The following is an 18,893-nucleotide window of genomic DNA, read 5'->3' as shown; positions in this document are numbered from 1 at the left end:
AACCATCCTTTTTTTAGTGGAAAAACGCCTTGACGTTTTTCATGCAAAGAGATGTGACCGCTTGCGGCTGGCAAAACGGTCATGAACAACTGTTAGTGTATATGAGCGCATGAAAATGTGCAAAAGGCAAACTGTAACAAACTGTCAGCGCAAATTCACGACAATGCCCGTCTTGTCGTCCGACTTTTTGAAGCGGGCGTAGCGGATGCATTCGGGATCGTTGTTTTCCAGTGCGATCAGCTCATCCGTGTAACGTTGCAGCCCTTTGTGGACGATTGGCAATACCGTTTCTTCCCACCCCGGTTCTTTTCCGCCTGTTGGTCGTGGCATGAACAGACCGTCTGTCGCCAAAACAAGCGCCTTCAATCCGATCCGATTGATCCGTCCATACTCTATGAAATCCGCACAAGCCGCATCTCCGTTCAAAACGCCATATCCTCCTGATCCGTTCGCCTGATAGCGGTTATGAATCAGGATGTCCTTACATCGCTCGTGCAGCTCGGCTCGGGTAGACAGCCCCTCGCGAATCCCGTCTTCCCACCGGGCAATGGCGTTTTGCTCCAGCAGCGAAACTTGCGGAAACGTCAAAGGCCGCACCGTATCGTCTTCATAGACCGCAAAAATCATGCAATCGCCAGTCTGGGCATACTCGATGTGCTGCTCTTTCACCCGAACGACTGCACATGCCGCTCCCCACAATGCTTCTTTTTGCTTCCAGTCAATCTCGCTCTCGCGCATCAATTCCCGCAGCTTTTCGTTGACAAACGTCAGGTAATCGGACAGCACAGCGTCAGGCGGCATGATTTCCAGCTTCCTTTTCACCAGCTCGGCTGCAATCGCTCCTCCTGTCTGCCCGAATCGGTTTTCGTACGGAACGAGCGACGAGACGCCGTCGATCACCGCGTACACCTGATCGGCCTGCGAGATCACATAGGCGTCCTCATTGGTATTGCCGGTTCCTTTGATGGAGATGCACTCAAGTTTCATGGTGGATTACCGCCTTTTACGTGAAGTGATTTGCTTGAAAATTGTATCATTTTTCCTTTTCCCCAGCTATAGCTCCCCATCCATATCCAGGTGACTTTTGCTGTGTTAAGATTAATGAAGGACTTTTTTGAAAAGAAAAGAGGGAAAATCGCATGAAACGTGAACGATCCGCGCAACTGCACGAACAAGCCATGGATGTTATTCTCGGCGGGGTAAACAGCCCTTCCCGTTCTTTCAAGGCCGTAGGCGGGGGAGCGCCCGTTACGATGGAGCGTGCCCAGGGCGCGTATTTCTGGGACGTGGACGGCAATCGATATATTGACTACTTGGCGGCGTATGGCCCGATTATTACCGGACATGCTCACCCGCACGTCACAAAAGCCATTACGGAAGCGGCGGCCAACGGAACGTTGTACGGTACGCCAACTCCTTGGGAAGTCACTTTTGCGAACATGATCCGCGAAGCGATTCCATCCATGGAGCGCATCCGCTTCAACAACTCCGGTACGGAATCTGTCATGACGTGCATTCGCGTGGCACGCGCCTACACCGGACGCGTGAAAATCATCAAATTTGCGGGCTGCTACCACGGTCACTCCGATCTCGTGCTGGTTGCGGCAGGCTCCGGTCCTTCCACACTCGGCATCCCTGACAGTGCGGGTATTCCGCAAAGCATCGCCAGCGAAGTGATCACGGTTCCATTCAATGACGTTGCAGCGTTCGCCGAAGCGATGAACAAATGGGGCAACGAAACGGCTTGCGTCCTGGTCGAACCAATCGTCGGCAACTTCGGTATCGTCACGCCGGAGCCAGGCTTTTTGGAGGAAGTGAACCGCATCACGCACGAGGCAGGCGCGCTCGTTGTGTACGACGAGGTCATCACCGCATTCCGCTTCTGCTACGGCGGTGCGCAAAACTTGCTGGGCGTAACGCCAGACCTGACCGCGCTCGGAAAAATCATCGGTGGCGGCTTGCCAATCGGAGCATATGGCGGACGCCGCGAGATTATGGAGCAAGTCGCGCCGCTCGGTCCTGCCTACCAAGCGGGCACAATGGCGGGCAATCCCGCATCGATCCGCGCCGGAATCGCATGTCTGGAAGTGCTGAAACAGCCTGGCGTGTACGATGAATTTGAGCGACTCGGCGCGCTGCTGGAAAAAGGCATCCGCGATGCAGCGAGCAAGCACGGCGTCACCATCCAGCTCAACCGCGTCAAAGGGGCCATGGCTGTGTACTTTACAGACGAGCCTGTTCGCGATTACGATGCAGCGCAAAAAGCAGACGGCGAGCTGTTCGCCCGCATGTTCCGCCTTTTGCTGGATGAAGGCATTTGCCTCGCTCCTTCCAAGTACGAGGCGTGGTTCATCACCACCGCGCACACGGAAGATGACATCCGGCAAACAATCTCGGCTGTCGACCGCGCCTTCGCACAGTTGAACGCGTAGCGTAGCTTAGCTGCGTACGTGAAGCCTGACGCCGAGACAAGCATTGCCAAGCCCGGTTTCCTGCCTTTTGGAGATACTAACGATTGCAGTGAGTATCATCGCGAGGAGGAGATCTAGGTGTCAAAAGGCGAAAAAACGTACCCGCAAGCTCCGGAAAAGACGCTGGATTCCAAAGAGAGCAGCAAAATGCTGGAGGTCGTCGGCTTCCAAAACCCGCGCAAAACCGAGCATCACAAAACGCAAAACCACGATCGGTAAACGGCGAAAAGACAGACACATTCTTCACGGATGTGTCTGTTTTTTTATGTGAGGAAAAGCTGGCTTCACATGTAGCAAGAGTCAATCTGCACATATAAGCAGGTGGTGATATTGTCAAGAATGGTCAGAGATTGTACAATAAAATTAATGAAACTGCCCTGACACTTATTCGTATACATGGATATGGGACAAAATGTGTAAGGAACTGCTATTGTGTTTCTTCATGCAGATAAAAAGGAGTGATTGTTCAATGTTTTTTCACCCGATGGATTTTCTGATACTCATTGCATTCGGACTGTCTCTCTGGGCTCAATTCCGAGTAAAAGGCACCTTCAACCGCTATGCCGAGGTCCCTACTTCTTCCGGTTTGACCGGGGCTGAAGCGGCGAGACGGATGCTCGATGCAAACGGTTTGACCAACGTTCCCGTCGAACATATTCCAGGTACGCTGACTGACCACTACGATCCGATGTCCCGTGTGGTTCGCCTGTCCGATCCTGTATACTTTGGCAACTCCATCGCTTCGCTGTCTGTTGCTTGTCACGAAGTCGGCCATGCGATCCAGCATAAAGTTTCTTATCCGATGCTCGTAGCGCGCCACCGCATTTTCCCGGTTGTCAATCTCGTATCGGGTGTTGCGCCGCTTTTGTTGCTCGCCGGTTTCTTCTTCCATATGTCCGGTCTTTTGCTCCTGGGGATCATTTTCTTCTCCGGTGCCGTTGCCTTCCAGCTCATCACGTTGCCAGTCGAGTTCAACGCCAGCAGCCGTGCCAAAGAGCTGATGGTGCGAATGGGCTTTATCCGCAACGAAGAAGAACGCGGGGCAAGCAGAGTGCTCGGTGCTGCCGCCCTCACTTACGTCGCCGCCGCTCTGATCTCTGTACTCGAACTCGCGAAGTACATCATGATCTTCCGAAGCTCGGACGACTAATCGCATCGCTTTTGACAAAGCCAAAACCAATACAAGCTTAGTACAAGGTACAGTCTCTTCCCTACCGGGAGACTGTACCTTTTTGCGTAGACTTACGATACAATGGGACGGGAGGTTTTGCACATGCGCATCGGGATTATCGGATTAGGAAGTATGGGGCAAATGCTGGTGAAGTCTTTTTGCAAAAGCGCAGTGATTTCCCCTGAACACATCGTCGTTTTCAACCGCACGCGGGCAAAAGCGGACGCGCTGCAAGCCCGTTTTGGAGTAGCTGTCGCGGATAGCGCCCAAGCGATTTGCGAGCAGGCCAGCCTGATTTTCATCTGTACGAAGCCACTGGACATCCTGCCTGTTCTGGAAAAGCTGACGATTCCTCGCGAGAAGCACATCGTCTCTGTCGCTGCCGGAGTCAGCATCTCCGACCTGGAGAGCGTTCATGCCGGGCCAGTCAGCAAAGTGATTCCTACCGTGACGTCATCCGAGCTGCACGGCGTTTCGTTGTATACGGCAAGCGACAGGGTGAGTTCAGAGGAACGAAGCCGCTTGTTCACCCTGCTGTCCGCAATCGGCGAAGTGCAGGAAGTGACAGAGACGAATATCGAAACAGCCACAATTTTGAGCAGCAGCGCACCCGGACTGATAGCCGGGATACTCGATTCGTTTGCACAAGCAGCGGTCCGCAAGACGCCGGAGCTTGATATTGCGACAGCCAGAACCATTCTCGTGGAAACGATGCTCGGCACCGCTTTGCTTTTGAAAAACGAACAGCTTGGCTTCGACCAGCTAATCGAGCGCGTTGCGACAAAAGGCGGAATCACCGAAGAAGGGCTGCGCGTGCTCGCCAAAACATTGCCGGGCGGCTTCGACGAGCTGTTTGCCATGACCGAATCGAAACACGCTGCCTTGAAAGAGCTTGTGCAAAAGCAGGTCGGAAAACAAATGGATGAAAAGGAGTAATCAGACATGATCATAGGTTGGATTGGCTTGGGCAACATGGGCGTACCGATGGCAAGCAACTTGCTGTCCGCAGGCTACGCTGTCCGCGTCTGGAACCGCTCACCCGAAAAAGCGGCTCCGCTCGTTGCGCTCGGCGCGAAGCAAACCGAATCACTCGCGCAACTGGTCGATGAATGCGATGTGTTGTTCACCATGGTAAGTGATGACGAGGCTGTGAAAGCCATTTATACAGGAACAGACGGCTTGCTGTCTGCCCGCGTTTCCGGCAAGCTCGCGATCGACATGAGTACGATTGCTCCGGAGACTTCCCGCTTTTTGGCGGAGCAAAGCAAAAAAGCCGGACTGCGTTTTCTCGACGCTCCCGTCTCTGGCAGTGTCGGTCCGGCGAAGGAAGCGCAACTGGTCATCATGGTCGGCGGCGAGAAAGCGGATTATGACGTAGCGAAGCCGATGCTGGACAAGCTCGGCAAAGCAGGTGTTTACCTCGGGTCGCATGGAGCGGGAACGTCTGCCAAGCTGGCGATCAACCTGCTGCTCGGCATCACGGTACAGGGAGTAGCGGAAACGTTGCTGTTCGCCCGCTCGCTTGGCATCGACACCGAGCAAATGCTGGAGATTATCTCGCAAAGCGCAGTAGGAACCCCGCTGATTCGCGGCAAAGCTGCCTCGATTCTCGCAGACGACTTCCCTGCCGCTTTTGCCTTGAAGCATATGGCAAAAGATTTGCGGCTTGCCCGCGAGGCTGGCGTAGCTACTCCTTTGGCGGAATCCGCGCAGGCCACCTATCGCCACGCCCTGGAGGAAGGATTGGGCGAACTCGATTTGATGGCGATTTTGCGCCATCTGAAGGGCGCGACTCCGACCAGCAAATAGCTTTTTAAAAAGCAAAAGAAACCTCACCATGTGTGGGGTTTCTCGACAATCTGGGACCGGATTTCCGGTCTTTTTTTCTGCCTTATTGCTGCGATTTCAGCCACGCATTGAGCTGCTTAGCCGAAGCCACAGCCTGCGCATCCGCGAGAATATCCCCCGGCTTGTTGCCCTCGCCAATGATGTAGCCGGCATACGGCATTCCCACAAAAGAAAAGACGTACTGAAACTGCTGGATCAGCGGCAGTCCTTTGATCCTTGGCTGGTCGCCGCCCGTCGTGATGACATAAGCCTGTTTGCGCCCGAGCGATTCCTTGAAGGCATAACGTTTGTCCCGCAGGCTTTGCGACCAGCGATCCACGTAATTTTTCATGTAGCCGGACATGCCGTACCAGTAGATCGGGGTGGAAAAGATCAAAAAATCGTGGGCCAAAACGGCTTCCGTCACTTCGTCGTAATCATCTGCTACCGCCGTGAAGCCACCTTCCACATGCCGCTGATCGTGGATCGGAAGAATGTTTTTCTCCCGCAGGTGAATGCTTGTGTGCGGGATTCCTTCCAGCGCGATATTCGTCAGCTGTTCGGTATTGCCACCCTCTCTTGAGCTACCATGCAAAACGAGAATGTTCATGCGGCTCACTCCACTCCTTGTTTTCTTACCTGTCATTGTATCAAAAAACCCTCCGGCAATCTGATATTATCCCCTTTAAGTAGACAGTAAAAAGAAAGACCATTACTGTTTATTTGGAGGGGATATTCTTTATGGGGAAAATGACATACTCGCTTGAATTTAAGACACAAGTAGTGGAATGGTTTGAACAAGGAGCTACGTATAAACAAATTCAAGAAACCTACGGTTTGGATTTACGGATGTTCCGTAGATGGGTTAGAAAATACAGAGATCACGGTGTACAAGGATTGGTAGACCAAAGAGGCAAAGCCGGAGGGATGAGCATGGGAAGGCCTCGTAAAAACCCCATGGCTTCAGATGAAAGAATTAGGCGTCTTGAAGCGGAGGTAGAATTCTTAAAAAAGCTCTTAGAAGCCAGAAAGGGGGAAAGAAGAAGGATCAGGGAAAAACAGTAATTTTTCGGATTATTGCTGAGATGGCGGATCGTTATCCAGTTCTGTTACTATGCAAAATTGCTCAAGTATCAAAAAGTGGTTATTATAAGTGGCTGCACTTACAGAAGAACCCGACGAGAAAATACGCGGAAGACCAAGAGTTAAAAAAGCTGATTTTGCATTGTCATCAAGGGGTCAATGGAATATACGGATATCCTCGAATTAAGATGTGGCTATACCGGGTCCATGGCATTCGAATTAATCATAAGCGTGTGTACCGACTGATGAAAGAGTTGGGGATCCAATCACGTATTCGCAGGAAACGAAAGTATTATGGACGCAAAGAGCCAATCGTGATAACAGAAAACAAGTTGAACCGTGAGTTTGCTGCGTCACGACCTACTGAAAAATGGGCTACAGATATTACCTATATCATTTTTAACGGGAGACGGCTGTATCTGTCTGTCATTTACGACCTTTTCAATAATGAGGTAATTGCCTATAAAGTCAGCAAACAGAATGATTTATCCCTCGTCTTAGATACTGTGAAGGCAGCGACACAAAAAAGAGACGTGAATGGCGTCCTGCTACATAGCGATCAGGGAAGCCAGTACACGTCCAGAGCATATCAGAATCTATTACAAGCGTATAACATAACTCCAAGTATGTCGAGAAAAGGAAACTGCCTGGACAACGCTTGTATCGAAAGCTTTTTCAGCCACCTCAAAACAGAATGTATATATTTGGATTCCTTCGGAACCGAAGAAGAGGTGAATAAAGCAATCGAACGTTACATTCATTTTTACAATCACGAACGGATTCAAGCTCGTTTACGCAGTCTCAGCCCAGTTCAATACCGAGCTGAGGCTGCGTAAAGCAAGGGCTTGTTTTGAACTGTCCACTTGACGGGGATAAGACCAATCGCCAGAGGGTTACATGTTTTAGACAGTTTGCTTGCGCGCACTTGCGAGTTGCTTTTGCCGCAAACGCCAAACGAAAAAGGCTGCGCCTGCCAAAAGCACTGCGGAGAGCAAATAAACCGCTCTCGGGCCAAGCCACTGCGCCAGCGCCCCCATCAACAGCGAGGAAAGTCCAAACACCAGCGCATCGATGGTCCCTTTTGCTGACAGAACGTACGGCAGCATCGGCGTCTCTGTCTCCTGCTGCAAAATTGTCTGCTTGCTCACCAGGGCTATCTCCAAAAACGGCCCCAGCGCAAAGGAAAAGAGCAAGGCAGCCAGCGGATACGTCGTACTGCCAAACAGCAAGGTCATCGCAGCAGCCCCGCCAACACCTGCCAGCAGCCAGCGATACAGCTGGCGATTCATCTTGTCCGCGTACTTCAGCAGCAGCGTGCCCCCCAAAATGGAGCCGAGCAGGTAGCCTGCATTGATGTAGCCCCACCACTCTTCTCCTCGGCCCAACGCTTCCAGCACGTACGGCAACAAAATAGCCGCAATCCAGACCGCTCCCGAGACGCCCATGACGACATCCAGTGCGACGAGCTGCCGCAAGAGCGGCACATCGCGAATCGCTTTCCAGCCTGTCAGCCAATTTTCCTGCGGCGGTTCGACAACCGTCATGTCTGGAGCAGCTTTTTCCGGCTTGACCGCGAGCATTGCCAAAGATGCCAACACATAAGCCGCTACCGTTCCCCACAAAACCGCACTTGCTCCGAGGAACGCCACGAGCAGTCCACCCGCTGCCCAACCGGCAAAATGAACCGTCTGATCGGAAGTTGCAAGCAAGCCGTTCGCCCTGATCAGCTGCTCGCGTTCCACAAGCTGCGGCACCAACGCATTGCGTGCGGGATTGGCCCAGCCATCCATAAAGGCAATCAGCCCGCCCAATCCGAACAGCAGCCAGATCGCCTGACCGTTGGTGCCTGCTGTCCTGTCGACAAGCACAGCCGCTGCCGCGAGCAAGCACGTCTTCAGCGCTTGCGACAGCACCAGCATGGACGGAAGCGACAGTCTGCGAAAAAGCAACGGCGCTGTCAAGCCGCTGACCGATTGCGCCGACAAAATGACCACCGGAACAAACGCCGTGTACATGACAGAACCGGATATGGCGTAAATGACCGAAATGAACGCCACAATATAAAAAACATCCCCCAGATTGGCCAATGTCTGACCCGCCCAGAGGAATAGAAAACGTCTATGCCACACGATGCACAACCTCCTGTCGGTTCAGGACATGTTTCCATCGCCCTGACGGAATATGCGATTATTCCTGCCGACCGATCATCACAATGGAGGTGCACCTCTTTTCATCCAATATGTTTTAGTCTATTCCAGAATCTGTAGATTGTACAGTTTTGTTGCGGAAAAAGCTGTAGTACACCCAGCCTGCATTGATGAACAAAAAAGCACTCGTCATAAAAAACACGCCGTTGATGCTTACGTAGCCAGCCATAAAACCGCCGATCATCGGCCCGAGCATGCTTCCGATGCTGACGAAGCTGTTGTTGTAACCGTAGACGCGACTGACCATATGGGATGGCGTGGCCCGCCGCAAAAGCGCATTGACTGACGGGAGCAAGCCTCCCAGCGACAAACCGAGCAAAAACCTTAGCACGACCAGTTGCCACACGGTCCAGACAAGCCCCTGCGGAATAAACAGGATCGCTGCTCCAAGCAAGGCGAACAGCAGCACCTTTTGCGAGCCAAAGCGATCACCCAAGCGCCCGAGCTGCGGAGAAGCAAACACATTGGCAATCCCCATCGCCGCCTGGACGATTCCGGCCCACAGCGCGACTTTTGCTCCTTCTGATTGGACCAACTGCGATATGTAGATCGGCAATACAGGCACGATGCTGAACAAGGCAAACTGGATCATCACGGTTACAAAAAAGAGCGCCGGCAGCTCTTTGGACGAAAAGATCATTTGAAAATCTTCCTTCAGGCTGGACCGGTCCTTTTTTTCAGGTGGAACGAAGCTCTCTTTTACCGTAAACGTAATGACCAAAGTCGCCAGCAACAGCAGACTGCCTGTAATCAGGAAGATCATGCGAAAGCCGATTTGATTCGCCAGCACTCCGCCAAAAAGCGGTCCCATAATCGTCCCTGCCGTGATAAACGATTGCAAAAGCCCTTGCGCCCAGCCGATGCGCTCTTTCGGAACGGAAGAGGCAACCAGCGCCGTACTGGCCGGGATGATTCCTCCCACCAGTCCGTTGATCAGCCGCAGCGCCAACAGTTGCCACAAACTGCCTGCAAAGCCTGTCAACGCTACCGTGATCGACATGAAGTAGCCGGATCGCAAAATCATGATCTTGCGTCCGTGCTTGTCAGCCAAGTTCCCCCAAATGGGAGAAACGAGTCCGGCGGTCAAAAAATTGGCCCCGAAAATAATTCCCGCCCATGCTGTCACCTGATGCGGATCGTCAATTCCGAAATCTTGCTGAATGTACAGCGGCAAAAAAGGCATGATCATACTCATCGCCACCATGACGACAAACAGCGATCCGCATAACACGTATAGATTGCGGCGCCATATTTCCATCAGATTCCCTCCATTCCCCCTCGATCAATCCCCAAATCCTGGACGCTCCACAGGCCATAGTACACGCCTTTTTGTTCCAGCAACTCCTCATGCTTGCCCTGTTCCACAATTTGTCCCTCGCGCATGACGATGATTTTGTCTGCATGGGTGATCGTGGACAGGCGATGCGCCACAATGAGCGTCGTGCGCCCTCTGGTCAGGCGATTCAACGATTCCTGGATCATATGCTCCGACTCCAGATCGAGAGCAGAGGTCGCTTCATCCAAAATCAATATTCCCGGATCGCGCAAAAACACCCGGGCGATAGCGACCCGCTGCTTTTGTCCCCCCGACAGCTTCACGCCCCGCTCGCCCAGCTCTGTATCGTATCCTTCTGGCAGCTCGCTGATAAAATCGTGGGCATTGGCGGCGCGGGCAGCTTCCTGAACCATATGTTCATCCGCTTCCGGATTCCCCATCAAAATATTGGCTTTTGCCGATTCGCTAAACAAAATGTTGTCTTGCTGCACCAGTCCGATATGATAGCGCAAATTTTGCTGCTTCAAGTCGCGGACATCGACTCCATCGATGGTAATCCGCCCTTCCGTCACGTCCCAGAAGCGCGGCAAAAGGCTGATCAAAGACGATTTCCCGCCACCGGACATTCCGACGATGGCGACCGTCTCGCCAGGTTGAATCGTCAGATTGACGTCGCGCAAAACAAGCGGCCCTTCTTCCCGGTAACGAAACGATACATGCTCAAAGCGAATTTCTCCGCGGATGCGTCCCGTCGCCGGATCAACAGGCAGCTCGCGAGCGTTTGGACTATCCTCAATATCGTACGATTCATCCATGAACTCGAACATCCTGTCCATCGAGGCAATCGCTTGCGTCAGCACCGTGCTGGAGTTGACCAAGCGCCGCAACGGGGTATACAAGCGTTCCAAATAAGCGTAAAAAGCCACCAGTGTCCCTACGCTCATGCTTCCGCCGATCACCTGGTAGCCTGCATAGGCGATCACGAGCAACGGCGCGATATCCGTGACGGTATTGACGACAGAAACCGTCCGGGCATTCCAGCGGGTATGCTCCAGCGCTTTGTCCAAAAACTGGTTGTTTTCCTTTGCGAAGCCTTTGCTTTCGTGACTTTCCAGAGCAAAACTGCGGATCAGCGCCATCCCGTTCACTCGTTCATACAAATACCCCTGGAGCCGCGCCAAAGCAGCAGAGCGTTCCCGCGTCAGCTGTCTCAGTTTTTTGTAAAAAAATTTGACAGAGAGACTGTACAGCGGAAAAACGACGATCGCTACAAATGTCAGCTCCACATCCATGGAAAACATGATCAAAAGCGTCAGTACGATCGTAATCAGATCGAGCCACAAGTTCATCAAGCCTGTTTCCACGAAGCTTTTCGTCGATTCCACGTCGTTAATAACCCGGGAAATGACCTCGCCCGTCTTCGTGTTGTTGTAGTAACGCATCGACAACCGCTGCAAATGGGCGTACAGCTGGTTGCGGATATCAAACAAAATGCGGCTGGACACCCACTGCGCGAAATATTGGCGGATATACTCGACAGGCGCCCGTACGACCGTAAACATCAAGAACGTCCCAAGCATCAGCCAAAACAATTGTGTCAGCTTATCCTCGCGGGGCATCGAGCTGGGGAGCAGGTCGTCAATGACGTATTTGATCAGGAGCGGCAAGGCAAGCGGAATGGAAAACTTGATGATACCTATCAATATAGTGCCCAAAATTTGTTTCCAATAGGGCATGACATATGCCAAATAGCGGCGTATGCTCAACCAGCATACCTCCTTCCCATAGCAAACTTGGCTGTACCCGATATGTTCAGGCACAGCCAAATTGGTACGATCTTCTTCGCCATTTCCAACTTTCTGACACTACAAGGAAATCCCTCCCCCGAATAACGGGAAAGGGATTATTCCTCATCGTCTCGCACTAAAAGATACCGCTCGTACCAGCGTTGCACGAAGCCGTTCTGAAAAGGGCCGCGGCGCGCGCTTACCCAATCCAGTACCTCTCGCAACGCAGTCTGTACCTTTTCCACGACAAACGGAGGGTAGTTCATCTGTTTGCTGTGCAACAGAAACTCCTCTTCATCGAGAATCGAATACGTCATGTCGGGAAACACCTTTACATCGAGATCATAGTCTATGTAGCTGAGCAGCTGTCCCTTCATGCTGAAGGGCGAACCAATGTTGCAATAATAGTAAATGCCGTCGTCGCGAATCATGGCAATGGTATTGAACCATTGGCCCCGACCAAATGTGCAAATGGCCGGTTCACGCGTACGCCACTCCCGCCCGTCTGCTTCTGTCACCTTGACCCGATCGTTTCCCCCAATCACCACCGCATCACTGGTATGAATCAACGTGGATTTGTCCCAAATGCGGTGCAGCGAATGATCATGTTTATAACTTTCAATGCGGATATTGGAGCCCGGAGTTGGTGACATGACTCTCCCCTTTCTTCTCTTCTCTTTTGAATGGGGACAAGCCTCCTTTAGGAAGAGAGCTTTTTGGAAAGTGTAACAAATTTTTGTACTTCGTAGCCAAGCGAAAGGTAAAACGGAAGGATCTCCGGATTTGCCTGATTGACCATGATCAGGACGTTATTGACGCCTCGCTGTTTGAAGCGCTTTTCGATGGCAGCCACGAGTTCGCGGCCGATACCGGAACCTTGCATCTCGGGAAGAACAGCCAGCCGGTAAAAATAGGCTCGTGCTCCGTCGATCGTGCCGACCACGACCCCAACAACTTTGCCGTCTTTTTCCGCAACCATAACCAAATCGCTGTCCCATGCCAACTGTTGGGCCAAATCGTTCAACGACACCGTGTCCGATTGGTCCAAGCCCGTCTGTTGCCAGATACTTGTGATAGCCGAATAGTCACCGAGTCGAAACGGACGAATCAGCATACGTTGCCTCCTTCGTAACCTTCTTCCTCTATTGTACAACACATGGACAACTTTGTCTTGTGTAGTGAGACGTCAAAGTCGCCAACTCCTTGTCACCGCTCCTAAAAATCAACTAGGTCAAAAGAGAGATACCACCATCAACGATCAAGGTTTGTCCGCGCACCATCCAAGCCTTGTCGGAAACGAGGAACATCACGGCATTCGCCAGATCTTCCGGCTCGACAATCCGGCCTGCCGGCGTGCGTTCTGCGGAGCTGCCCAGCAGTTCTTCGCGGTTCGGGAAGTGTTTGAGCGCATCTGTATCCACAGCGCCGCCAGATACTGCGTTGACTACGATGTTATGCGGAGCAAGCTCCACTGCCAAATAGCGCGTAATCGCTTCTACAGCTGCTTTGGACACGCCGACTGCCGTATAGTTGTCCAAAACGCGAATCGAGCCGAGGCTGGACAGGCTGACGATCTTTCCGCCGTTGCCACCCTTAATCATTAGTTTTGCCGCTTCTTGCGCGCAGAACAACAAGGCTTTACTGTTAATTTCCATCGTCCAGTCCCAATGGCTTTCTTCCAGCTCCATCAGCGGGCGCAAAACCCCGGAAGCTGCATTGTTGATAAACACATCGAGACGGCCAAATTCCTGGTCAATCTCTGCGAACAGTTCCTTGATTTTTGCCACGTCGCCAACATTGGCTTTCACCAGGTGCACGCGCGCTCCTTTTGCTTCCAGCTCGGCTGCCGCTTCTCTCGCAGCAGTCCGGTTGCGCAAGTAGTTCAAAACCAGGTCGTACCCTTGCTCAGCCAGTTGCAATGCAATTGCTTTTCCGATACCGCGCGTTCCGCCGGTAACCAATGCTACTTTTTTTGTATTCATAATCAGAAATGCCTCCTACTCACCAACTATTAATAGCAGGTACTAATCAATCAAAATCACATTTTTCATTATACAACTCCCCTTCCGCTTTTGCTACCGGAAGCCAAAATCTCGTCTGACTCATTCCTCGCTGAAAAAGCCATACTAAACACGCGCAAAAACAGAGGGCAGGCATAAGATCAAGGGAGGAATCAAACGATGTACATAGGACGCGACCTGTCCGAATTGACGATGGTCCCGCTTTCCCAGTGGGAAATCAACGAGCTTTTGTACTTTCACGATACCTTTTCCCAGCTCGCCGCATACTTGAGCGCAGAAGGGGCTTCCCTGCATGTGAAGGTCATCCGCGAATTGGAATCACGCGGGCCAGTAGGCGGCGACAGCGGTGCCTGGGATCACGCCTCCAAACCTATTTACGATTGATGTTTGATGCTTGAAAAGGAACGGGCAATAGCAAAAAGCCCGGCGGCAAGAGAGCGAATCACTCCTGCGCCAGGCTTTTTCCCTATATCTTGAATTTGCCAATCTGATCTTGCAAATCTTCTGCCAACCGCTCCAACGACATCGCGGAAGAAGCGATCTCTTCCATCGAAGCCAGTTGTTCCTCGGCTGCTGCGGAAACGCTTTGCGTCCCATCGGAAGCTTGCATCGTGACATCAGAAATATGATTGATCAATTCGACCACCAGTTGCGTCTGTTCGGATATATCGTGCGACGCTTGCGAGACTTGTTCGATTTTGTCCGCCACATCTTCCACCGCAGACTGGATTTGTTCAAATGACTTCCCGGCCTCATTCACTTTGCCGATTCCTTCGGTTACTTCGCGTTTGCTCTGCTCCATCACATCGACGGCATGGTCGGTCTCTTGCTGGATCGCTTTGATCAGATGGCTGATTTGCTCCGCCGAAGCAGATGACTGCTCAGCCAGCTTTCTTACTTCGTCAGCGACGACAGCGAATCCGCGACCAGACTCTCCGGCGCGTGCGGCTTCGATGGCTGCATTCAGCGCGAGCAAATTGGTCTGGTTGGCAATCGCCGTAATGACATCTACGATTTTGCCGATTTCCTGCGAGCGTACTCCCAGGCTGTCCACCACTTTTGCCAGACTGAGAATCGACTCGTTGGAAGCGTTCATTTGCTGAACCGCCGACTGTACGGAGCGATTGCCTTCTGCTGCGATGCTTGCTGTCTCTTTGGCTGTGTCGGACACCTCATGCGTATAGCTGGCAATCTGGGCGATTCGCTGCGACATCTGCCCGACTGCATCGGTGCTTTTTTGTGTATGCGATACTTGCTGTTCTGTTCCCGTCGCCATATCCTGCATCGTCGTGGCAATCTGCTCTGTCGCCTTGCTCGTCTGGTCAGCGCTTGCCGACAGCTCCTCTGCGGAGGCTGCGAGCTGCTGAACGGAATCATTCACAGAGAACAAGAGAGAGCGCAGCGATTCCGCCATATGGTTGAACGTTTTGGCCAAGACGCCCAACTCGTCGTCGCTTTTCACTACCACCTGCTGGGTGACGTCTCCCTCGCTCATTTTTTTCGCGGCTGCTGTCAGTTGTTGCAACGGGCGAAGCAAGGAGCGCAAAATGCCAAACACAAGCCCTGCCCCAATCACAATCGTGATCGCAATTACCAGCATTGTCCGGTAAAAAATCGGGCTGGCCGCATCCGCTGCTTCCGTCCTGTACATGACGCCCATCAGCTTCCATCCCGATTGATCATTGGTGACAAAAGCTGCTTTGGCTTCCTTGTTCTCATCTGTGAAGTCAAACGTCCCTGCCGCTTTGGCGTACAGATCGCCAATCCAAGGCGCTGTCATGTCTGAGCCAGGTGTTCCTGTCGGATGGATCAACAGCTTGTGGTTGGCATCGAGGATGGTCATATAGCCATTCGTTCCGATTTTCGCCTGCTTCACCGTTTCGTTCAGGGCGGTCAGCTGAATATCGATCCCGAGCACGCCGGAGCGGTCAGGCAAAGCTTTGGCTACACCCACGATCACATTGCCCGTAAATGCGTCGATATACGGGTCGGTAATAATCGATTTGTCAGGCGTCTTCATCGCTGCTTGATACCACGGACGCTGGCGCGGATCATAGCCGTCGGGAAGCTTGGCGCCAGTCGCTGTCAGCATGTTCCCTGTTTCATCTCCGACGTACGCTTCCCCAATATCCGGGTGCAGCTTGAGGAAAGTTTGCAGCTTCTTATGCAGTTCGTCTCTCGCCTGATCCACCAGGTCAGCTTTTGTCAAATCGGACACGATGAATTGCAGGTCTCTGGATTGGGCTTCCATTGTACGGTCAATCAGCTCGTCCACCAAGCGCACATTTTCCGATGCTGTCGTCAGCAGTTGCTCTTCAAGACGATCCTTTGCGCTCTGGTACGAAAGCAGACCAAGAGCGAGTACAGGTATAATCAAAATAAGGGAGAACGAAGCAATCAGCTTGGCTCTGACAGTCAATCTTGGCATTTTCATCCGCATTTCCACACCTTTTCGCATAGTCTCGTTGTCAGATATACTTACCCATTATAGCAAGCATTTTAAACCAAAAATCGCCCGCAACTTTATTTTTTATTATATTTTATTATTTTCAGAATTAACTTTCTTTAGAATTTAGGTAAAAAGTGCTTTACAGCAAGAAAAAAATGCCATATTCTAAGGTTACGTTTTACACCACTACTACTCGAAGGAAGGAGGATGCAACATGATGATGAATGTATGGGATTTTGCATATGATTTCGCTGATCGTCTTATCGTTGCAAAAACTGCATATAGAAGCGCCTCCTGGTCCGACGAATTGTAGATGCATTCGTATCTTCAACATTCTCTTTCGTCAATTACCAGACCATGGGCGTAGTAGCTTGTGGTCTTTCCTTTTCTTCGTGCGCCCAAAAGACCGCAGGCATCAGCCCGTGGTCTTTTTCTTGGCGACAAACATCCAATTTTTACCAATGAGAGGAGGTGATTTGGTATGGTACTGAATTTCTTGTTTTTCACCATCAAGATCGAACGCAATCACGTTCAACCAGAACAACGCCTGGCTGCCTATGCGCGCACACGTTATTTGGAAGAACGCGCTGAGGCTCACGCCTTTGAAGCAGCCCAACACGTTAGCCGCATCTAATTTCGTCTTCGCATTCCAAACCAGGAGGGATTTCAATGAAAAATAAACAAAGACGTCAGATGATGAGATTTACAGGAGTCAAAGCGATAGATGGCGACTAACTGCACGATTTATCAGGGATGGGAGGTGGATTTTCATGCACATTCCAATGATTTTCTTCACGATTATTATCGAGAAGCGGAAATTGACCCCAGAACAGCGCGAGGCGCAATATTTGCAACAACAAGCAATCGCTGAGTGGGAACAACGGAAACATCAGATCGCAATGCAGTTTCCGGAATTTCTGTACAGATAATCGACAACGACAGTCCATGAAAATAACGAGACGGCCATTGCATGGTCGTCCGAATGAAAAAAGCTGCCGAGTTTATCTCGACAGCTTTTTGGCTTCCTGTCCTACTTGCTTTTTTGTCCGAGCAATTCCCTGATTTTGTGATGGGCCATCGGAAACGTGTACGTGTCCAGCTCACTCCAAGCGGCAAACCTGGCATGAGCGGGCAGCTTGTCTCCGTCAATCCAGTCACAGGACCAAACCTGCATATTCCACTGCAAATGCGAAAAGATGTGCTGCACGGCACCGAGCGGTTCCAGCACTTCGATATCGATTCCGAATCGTTCGCTGATTCCGCTGGCGAGCGCCTCTGCTTTGGCACTGTCTTTTTGCTGCTCCGTCTCCACCATGGGAAACTCCCACAGTCCAGCCAGCAGCCCTTGCTCCGGCCGTTTGTTAATCAGCACCTTGCCATCGCGAACCACGATTGCCACCTGCAAATCGACAGGGCGCGGAGGTTTTGCCTTTCCTTTGATCGGCAGTTCCTCCTGTACCCCTTCCTTGCGGGCCATGCAGTAATCGAACACAGGACAGGTCAAGCATTGCGGCGAGCGCGGCACACAGACCATCGCGCCCAGCTCCATCAAAGCCTGGGTGAAATCACCTGCTCGCCCTTCCGGAATGACTTGGCGCACGAGATGCTCAATCTTGATCCGGGTGGCGGGCTTGGCAATATCATCCGACAGGTACAGCAAGCGGGAAAAGACGCGCATGACGTTTCCGTCGACAGCCGGCTCCGGCTTTCCGTAGGCAATGCTTAAAATCGCACCCGCTGTATACGGCCCCACGCCTTTCAGCGTGGCGATCTCTTCAGGCGTGTCAGGCACGACGCCGCCATAGCGAACGGTTACCTCGCGAGCAGCAGCCTGCAAATTGCGAGCGCGGGAGTAATAGCCAAGTCCTTCCCACGCTTTGAGCACTTCTTCTTCTGGTGCATTTGCCAAATCCGACACCGTCGGAAATTTCTCCATGAAATTCGCATAATAAGGTTTAACGGTTTCTACCCGCGTCTGCTGAAGCATGATTTCCGACACCCAGACACGATACGGGTCGCGGTTGATCCGCCACGGCAAATCCCGCTTTTGCGAGTCGTACCAGGCCAACAAATCCTGGGCGAAACCGAACACATGAAACTCTTCGGGAAGAGTGTACTGCAAGCTGTTGTCTTTTTTTCTTGCCATGTCTTTCTTGTCTGCTCCTTTTATTTTGGATACTCGGCGGGGCGAAACGCCCAGACGTGCAGCTTGGCCGCTCCGCCCGTTATACAGTCGCAAAACTGCTGATCCGCCAAACGGTGTGCTTTGATTTGTTCATATTCGTGTACAGTGGAAACGTCAAAAGTTTCCACAAACAATCCCGGCTGGTCAAGCCCCTCGAAGGAGCGATATTCGCGTGCTCCCCATGCTGCAAGCCGCGAAGCCATGGATGCAAGCAGTCGCAAAGCCTGCTCCCGTTTTTCCGGTTGCAGCTTGTATTCGATAAAGACAGTTAACATACGACTTGTCCCTCCTTGATCTATTCATCATACCCTTTTTGCAAAAGCGGGAACAAGCTCACAATTTTTTTCAGCAGAGGGGGGAATTATGTCATCTCTCACGCTATAATAAACATAACAACAGCCTGGAAGAAAAGGAGG

Annotated in this window: 21 protein-coding genes; 10 read left to right on the top strand and 11 right to left on the bottom strand. The window is 51.9% G+C overall.

What is annotated here, in order from left to right; translation table 11 throughout:
* Positions 1-144: 144 nt before the first annotated feature.
* Positions 145-987 carry a protein phosphatase 2C domain-containing protein gene (locus HP435_RS05280; RefSeq protein ID WP_173600105.1) on the bottom strand — a complete coding sequence of 281 codons (843 nt, stop codon included), beginning with the start codon at positions 985-987 and terminating at the stop codon, positions 145-147.
* A gap of 152 nt (positions 988-1,139) precedes the next feature.
* Here HP435_RS05280 and HP435_RS05275 point away from each other — a divergent pair, with 152 nt between their 5' ends.
* The 5 genes from HP435_RS05275 (at position 1,140) to HP435_RS05255 (ending at position 5,451) form a co-directional block, all read left to right on the top strand.
* Positions 1,140-2,432 carry a glutamate-1-semialdehyde 2,1-aminomutase gene (locus tag HP435_RS05275; RefSeq protein ID WP_173600106.1) on the top strand — a complete coding sequence of 431 codons (1,293 nt, stop codon included), beginning with the start codon at positions 1,140-1,142 and terminating at the stop codon, positions 2,430-2,432.
* A gap of 117 nt (positions 2,433-2,549) precedes the next feature.
* Positions 2,550-2,690 carry a hypothetical protein gene (locus HP435_RS05270; RefSeq protein ID WP_167470371.1) on the top strand — a complete coding sequence of 47 codons (141 nt, stop codon included), beginning with the start codon at positions 2,550-2,552 and terminating at the stop codon, positions 2,688-2,690.
* A 250-nt stretch (positions 2,691-2,940) separates the two neighbouring features.
* Positions 2,941-3,621 (top strand): zinc metallopeptidase, encoded by a 681-nt coding sequence (locus HP435_RS05265; protein ID WP_063228744.1) that lies wholly within the window; start codon positions 2,941-2,943, stop codon positions 3,619-3,621.
* A gap of 123 nt (positions 3,622-3,744) precedes the next feature.
* Positions 3,745-4,578, top strand: a complete 834-nt coding sequence (locus tag HP435_RS05260) for a pyrroline-5-carboxylate reductase dimerization domain-containing protein (RefSeq protein ID WP_122966136.1) — start codon at positions 3,745-3,747, stop codon at positions 4,576-4,578.
* Positions 4,579-4,584: 6 nt separating this feature from the next.
* A complete protein-coding gene (locus HP435_RS05255) occupies positions 4,585-5,451 on the top strand; it encodes an NAD(P)-dependent oxidoreductase (RefSeq protein WP_173600107.1) in 867 nt (288 codons plus the stop codon).
* An 82-nt stretch (positions 5,452-5,533) separates the two neighbouring features.
* On the opposite strand, the gene HP435_RS05250 is transcribed toward HP435_RS05255, so the two are convergent.
* Positions 5,534-6,079 carry a flavodoxin family protein gene (locus HP435_RS05250; RefSeq protein ID WP_173600108.1) on the bottom strand — a complete coding sequence of 182 codons (546 nt, stop codon included), beginning with the start codon at positions 6,077-6,079 and terminating at the stop codon, positions 5,534-5,536.
* Positions 6,080-6,210: 131 nt separating this feature from the next.
* Between HP435_RS05250 and HP435_RS05245 the strand changes: the two genes are divergently transcribed.
* Both HP435_RS05245 and HP435_RS05240 read left to right on the top strand, forming a co-directional pair.
* Complete coding sequence (locus HP435_RS05245) at positions 6,211-6,534, top strand: helix-turn-helix domain-containing protein (protein WP_173600266.1); 324 nt, start codon at positions 6,211-6,213, stop codon at positions 6,532-6,534.
* Entirely contained in the window at positions 6,471-7,388 is a 918-nt protein-coding gene (locus HP435_RS05240; RefSeq protein ID WP_173600267.1) for an IS3 family transposase, read from the top strand. The genes HP435_RS05245 and HP435_RS05240 overlap by 64 nt, the downstream gene beginning before the upstream one ends.
* A 66-nt stretch (positions 7,389-7,454) precedes the next feature.
* Here HP435_RS05240 and HP435_RS05235 read toward each other — a convergent pair whose 3' ends face one another.
* From HP435_RS05235 to fabL, 6 genes are all read right to left on the bottom strand, one after another.
* Positions 7,455-8,681 (bottom strand): MFS transporter, encoded by a 1,227-nt coding sequence (locus tag HP435_RS05235; protein WP_173598638.1) that lies wholly within the window; start codon positions 8,679-8,681, stop codon positions 7,455-7,457.
* 115 nt (positions 8,682-8,796) lie between these two features.
* Positions 8,797-10,017 (bottom strand): MFS transporter, encoded by a 1,221-nt coding sequence (locus HP435_RS05230; RefSeq protein WP_122966140.1) that lies wholly within the window; start codon positions 10,015-10,017, stop codon positions 8,797-8,799.
* Positions 10,017-11,801 carry an ABC transporter ATP-binding protein gene (locus HP435_RS05225; RefSeq protein WP_280649060.1) on the bottom strand — a complete coding sequence of 595 codons (1,785 nt, stop codon included), beginning with the start codon at positions 11,799-11,801 and terminating at the stop codon, positions 10,017-10,019. The genes HP435_RS05230 and HP435_RS05225 overlap by 1 nt, the downstream gene beginning before the upstream one ends.
* Before the next feature lie 137 nt (positions 11,802-11,938).
* Positions 11,939-12,475, bottom strand: coding sequence for a DUF402 domain-containing protein (locus HP435_RS05220; protein WP_005827695.1), 537 nt, complete (start codon positions 12,473-12,475; stop codon positions 11,939-11,941).
* A 47-nt stretch (positions 12,476-12,522) separates the two neighbouring features.
* Positions 12,523-12,936: a GNAT family N-acetyltransferase gene (locus tag HP435_RS05215; protein WP_063228750.1), complete on the bottom strand. Its 414-nt coding sequence runs from the start codon at positions 12,934-12,936 to the stop codon at positions 12,523-12,525.
* 112 nt (positions 12,937-13,048) lie between these two features.
* The gene (fabL, locus tag HP435_RS05210; RefSeq protein ID WP_063228751.1) at positions 13,049-13,804 is read right to left on the bottom strand and encodes an enoyl-[acyl-carrier-protein] reductase FabL; all 756 of its coding nucleotides are present in this window, start codon (positions 13,802-13,804) and stop codon (positions 13,049-13,051) included.
* Between the two features lie 198 nt (positions 13,805-14,002).
* On the opposite strand from fabL, the gene HP435_RS05205 reads away from it, so the two are divergent.
* Positions 14,003-14,227, top strand: a complete 225-nt coding sequence (locus HP435_RS05205) for a hypothetical protein (RefSeq protein ID WP_173598639.1) — start codon at positions 14,003-14,005, stop codon at positions 14,225-14,227.
* An 82-nt stretch (positions 14,228-14,309) separates the two neighbouring features.
* Here the strand turns inward: HP435_RS05205 and HP435_RS05200 are convergent, their stop codons facing one another.
* Positions 14,310-16,277, bottom strand: a complete 1,968-nt coding sequence (locus tag HP435_RS05200) for a methyl-accepting chemotaxis protein (RefSeq protein WP_173598640.1) — start codon at positions 16,275-16,277, stop codon at positions 14,310-14,312.
* Between the two features lie 496 nt (positions 16,278-16,773).
* On the opposite strand from HP435_RS05200, the gene HP435_RS05195 reads away from it, so the two are divergent.
* Together HP435_RS05195 and HP435_RS05190 are read left to right on the top strand one after the other, a co-directional pair.
* On the top strand, positions 16,774-16,926 hold the full coding sequence (locus HP435_RS05195) for a hypothetical protein (RefSeq protein ID WP_167470372.1): 153 nt from the start codon (positions 16,774-16,776) through the stop codon (positions 16,924-16,926).
* Positions 16,927-17,062: 136 nt separating this feature from the next.
* On the top strand, positions 17,063-17,221 hold the full coding sequence (locus HP435_RS05190; protein ID WP_122966144.1) for a YrzI family small protein: 159 nt from the start codon (positions 17,063-17,065) through the stop codon (positions 17,219-17,221).
* A 101-nt stretch (positions 17,222-17,322) separates the two neighbouring features.
* On the opposite strand, the gene mutY is transcribed toward HP435_RS05190, so the two are convergent.
* Both mutY and HP435_RS05180 read right to left on the bottom strand, forming a co-directional pair.
* Positions 17,323-18,438 carry an A/G-specific adenine glycosylase gene (gene mutY / locus HP435_RS05185; protein ID WP_122966145.1) on the bottom strand — a complete coding sequence of 372 codons (1,116 nt, stop codon included), beginning with the start codon at positions 18,436-18,438 and terminating at the stop codon, positions 17,323-17,325.
* A 20-nt stretch (positions 18,439-18,458) separates the two neighbouring features.
* Entirely contained in the window at positions 18,459-18,752 is a 294-nt protein-coding gene (locus HP435_RS05180; RefSeq protein WP_122966146.1) for a hypothetical protein, read from the bottom strand.
* Positions 18,753-18,893 lie beyond the last annotated feature (141 nt).

It is taken from the genome of Brevibacillus sp. HD3.3A (assembly GCF_013284375.2).
GTDB classification, from domain to species: domain Bacteria; phylum Bacillota; class Bacilli; order Brevibacillales; family Brevibacillaceae; genus Brevibacillus; species Brevibacillus parabrevis.
Note: the sequence above shows the minus strand (reverse complement) of the source record. Positions and strands in the feature narration are given on the sequence as shown.

Coding starts and splice junctions, on each gene's coding strand:
- HP435_RS05265 (WP_063228744.1), top strand. CDS start 2,941: ATGTTTTTTCACCCGATGGATTTTCTGATACTCATTGCATTCGGACTG.
- mutY (WP_122966145.1), bottom strand. CDS start 18,438: ATGGCAAGAAAAAAAGACAACAGCTTGCAGTACACTCTTCCCGAAGAG.
- HP435_RS05190 (WP_122966144.1), top strand. CDS start 17,063: ATGCACATTCCAATGATTTTCTTCACGATTATTATCGAGAAGCGGAAA.
- HP435_RS05260 (WP_122966136.1), top strand. CDS start 3,745: ATGCGCATCGGGATTATCGGATTAGGAAGTATGGGGCAAATGCTGGTG.
- HP435_RS05230 (WP_122966140.1), bottom strand. CDS start 10,017: ATGGAAATATGGCGCCGCAATCTATACGTGTTATGCGGATCGCTGTTT.
- HP435_RS05250 (WP_173600108.1), bottom strand. CDS start 6,079: ATGAACATTCTCGTTTTGCATGGTAGCTCAAGAGAGGGTGGCAATACC.
- HP435_RS05255 (WP_173600107.1), top strand. CDS start 4,585: ATGATCATAGGTTGGATTGGCTTGGGCAACATGGGCGTACCGATGGCA.
- HP435_RS05205 (WP_173598639.1), top strand. CDS start 14,003: ATGTACATAGGACGCGACCTGTCCGAATTGACGATGGTCCCGCTTTCC.
- HP435_RS05220 (WP_005827695.1), bottom strand. CDS start 12,475: ATGTCACCAACTCCGGGCTCCAATATCCGCATTGAAAGTTATAAACAT.
- HP435_RS05275 (WP_173600106.1), top strand. CDS start 1,140: ATGAAACGTGAACGATCCGCGCAACTGCACGAACAAGCCATGGATGTT.
- HP435_RS05280 (WP_173600105.1), bottom strand. CDS start 987: ATGAAACTTGAGTGCATCTCCATCAAAGGAACCGGCAATACCAATGAG.
- HP435_RS05195 (WP_167470372.1), top strand. CDS start 16,774: ATGGTACTGAATTTCTTGTTTTTCACCATCAAGATCGAACGCAATCAC.
- HP435_RS05215 (WP_063228750.1), bottom strand. CDS start 12,936: ATGCTGATTCGTCCGTTTCGACTCGGTGACTATTCGGCTATCACAAGT.
- HP435_RS05180 (WP_122966146.1), bottom strand. CDS start 18,752: ATGTTAACTGTCTTTATCGAATACAAGCTGCAACCGGAAAAACGGGAG.
- HP435_RS05245 (WP_173600266.1), top strand. CDS start 6,211: ATGGGGAAAATGACATACTCGCTTGAATTTAAGACACAAGTAGTGGAA.
- HP435_RS05200 (WP_173598640.1), bottom strand. CDS start 16,277: ATGAAAATGCCAAGATTGACTGTCAGAGCCAAGCTGATTGCTTCGTTC.
- fabL (WP_063228751.1), bottom strand. CDS start 13,804: ATGAATACAAAAAAAGTAGCATTGGTTACCGGCGGAACGCGCGGTATC.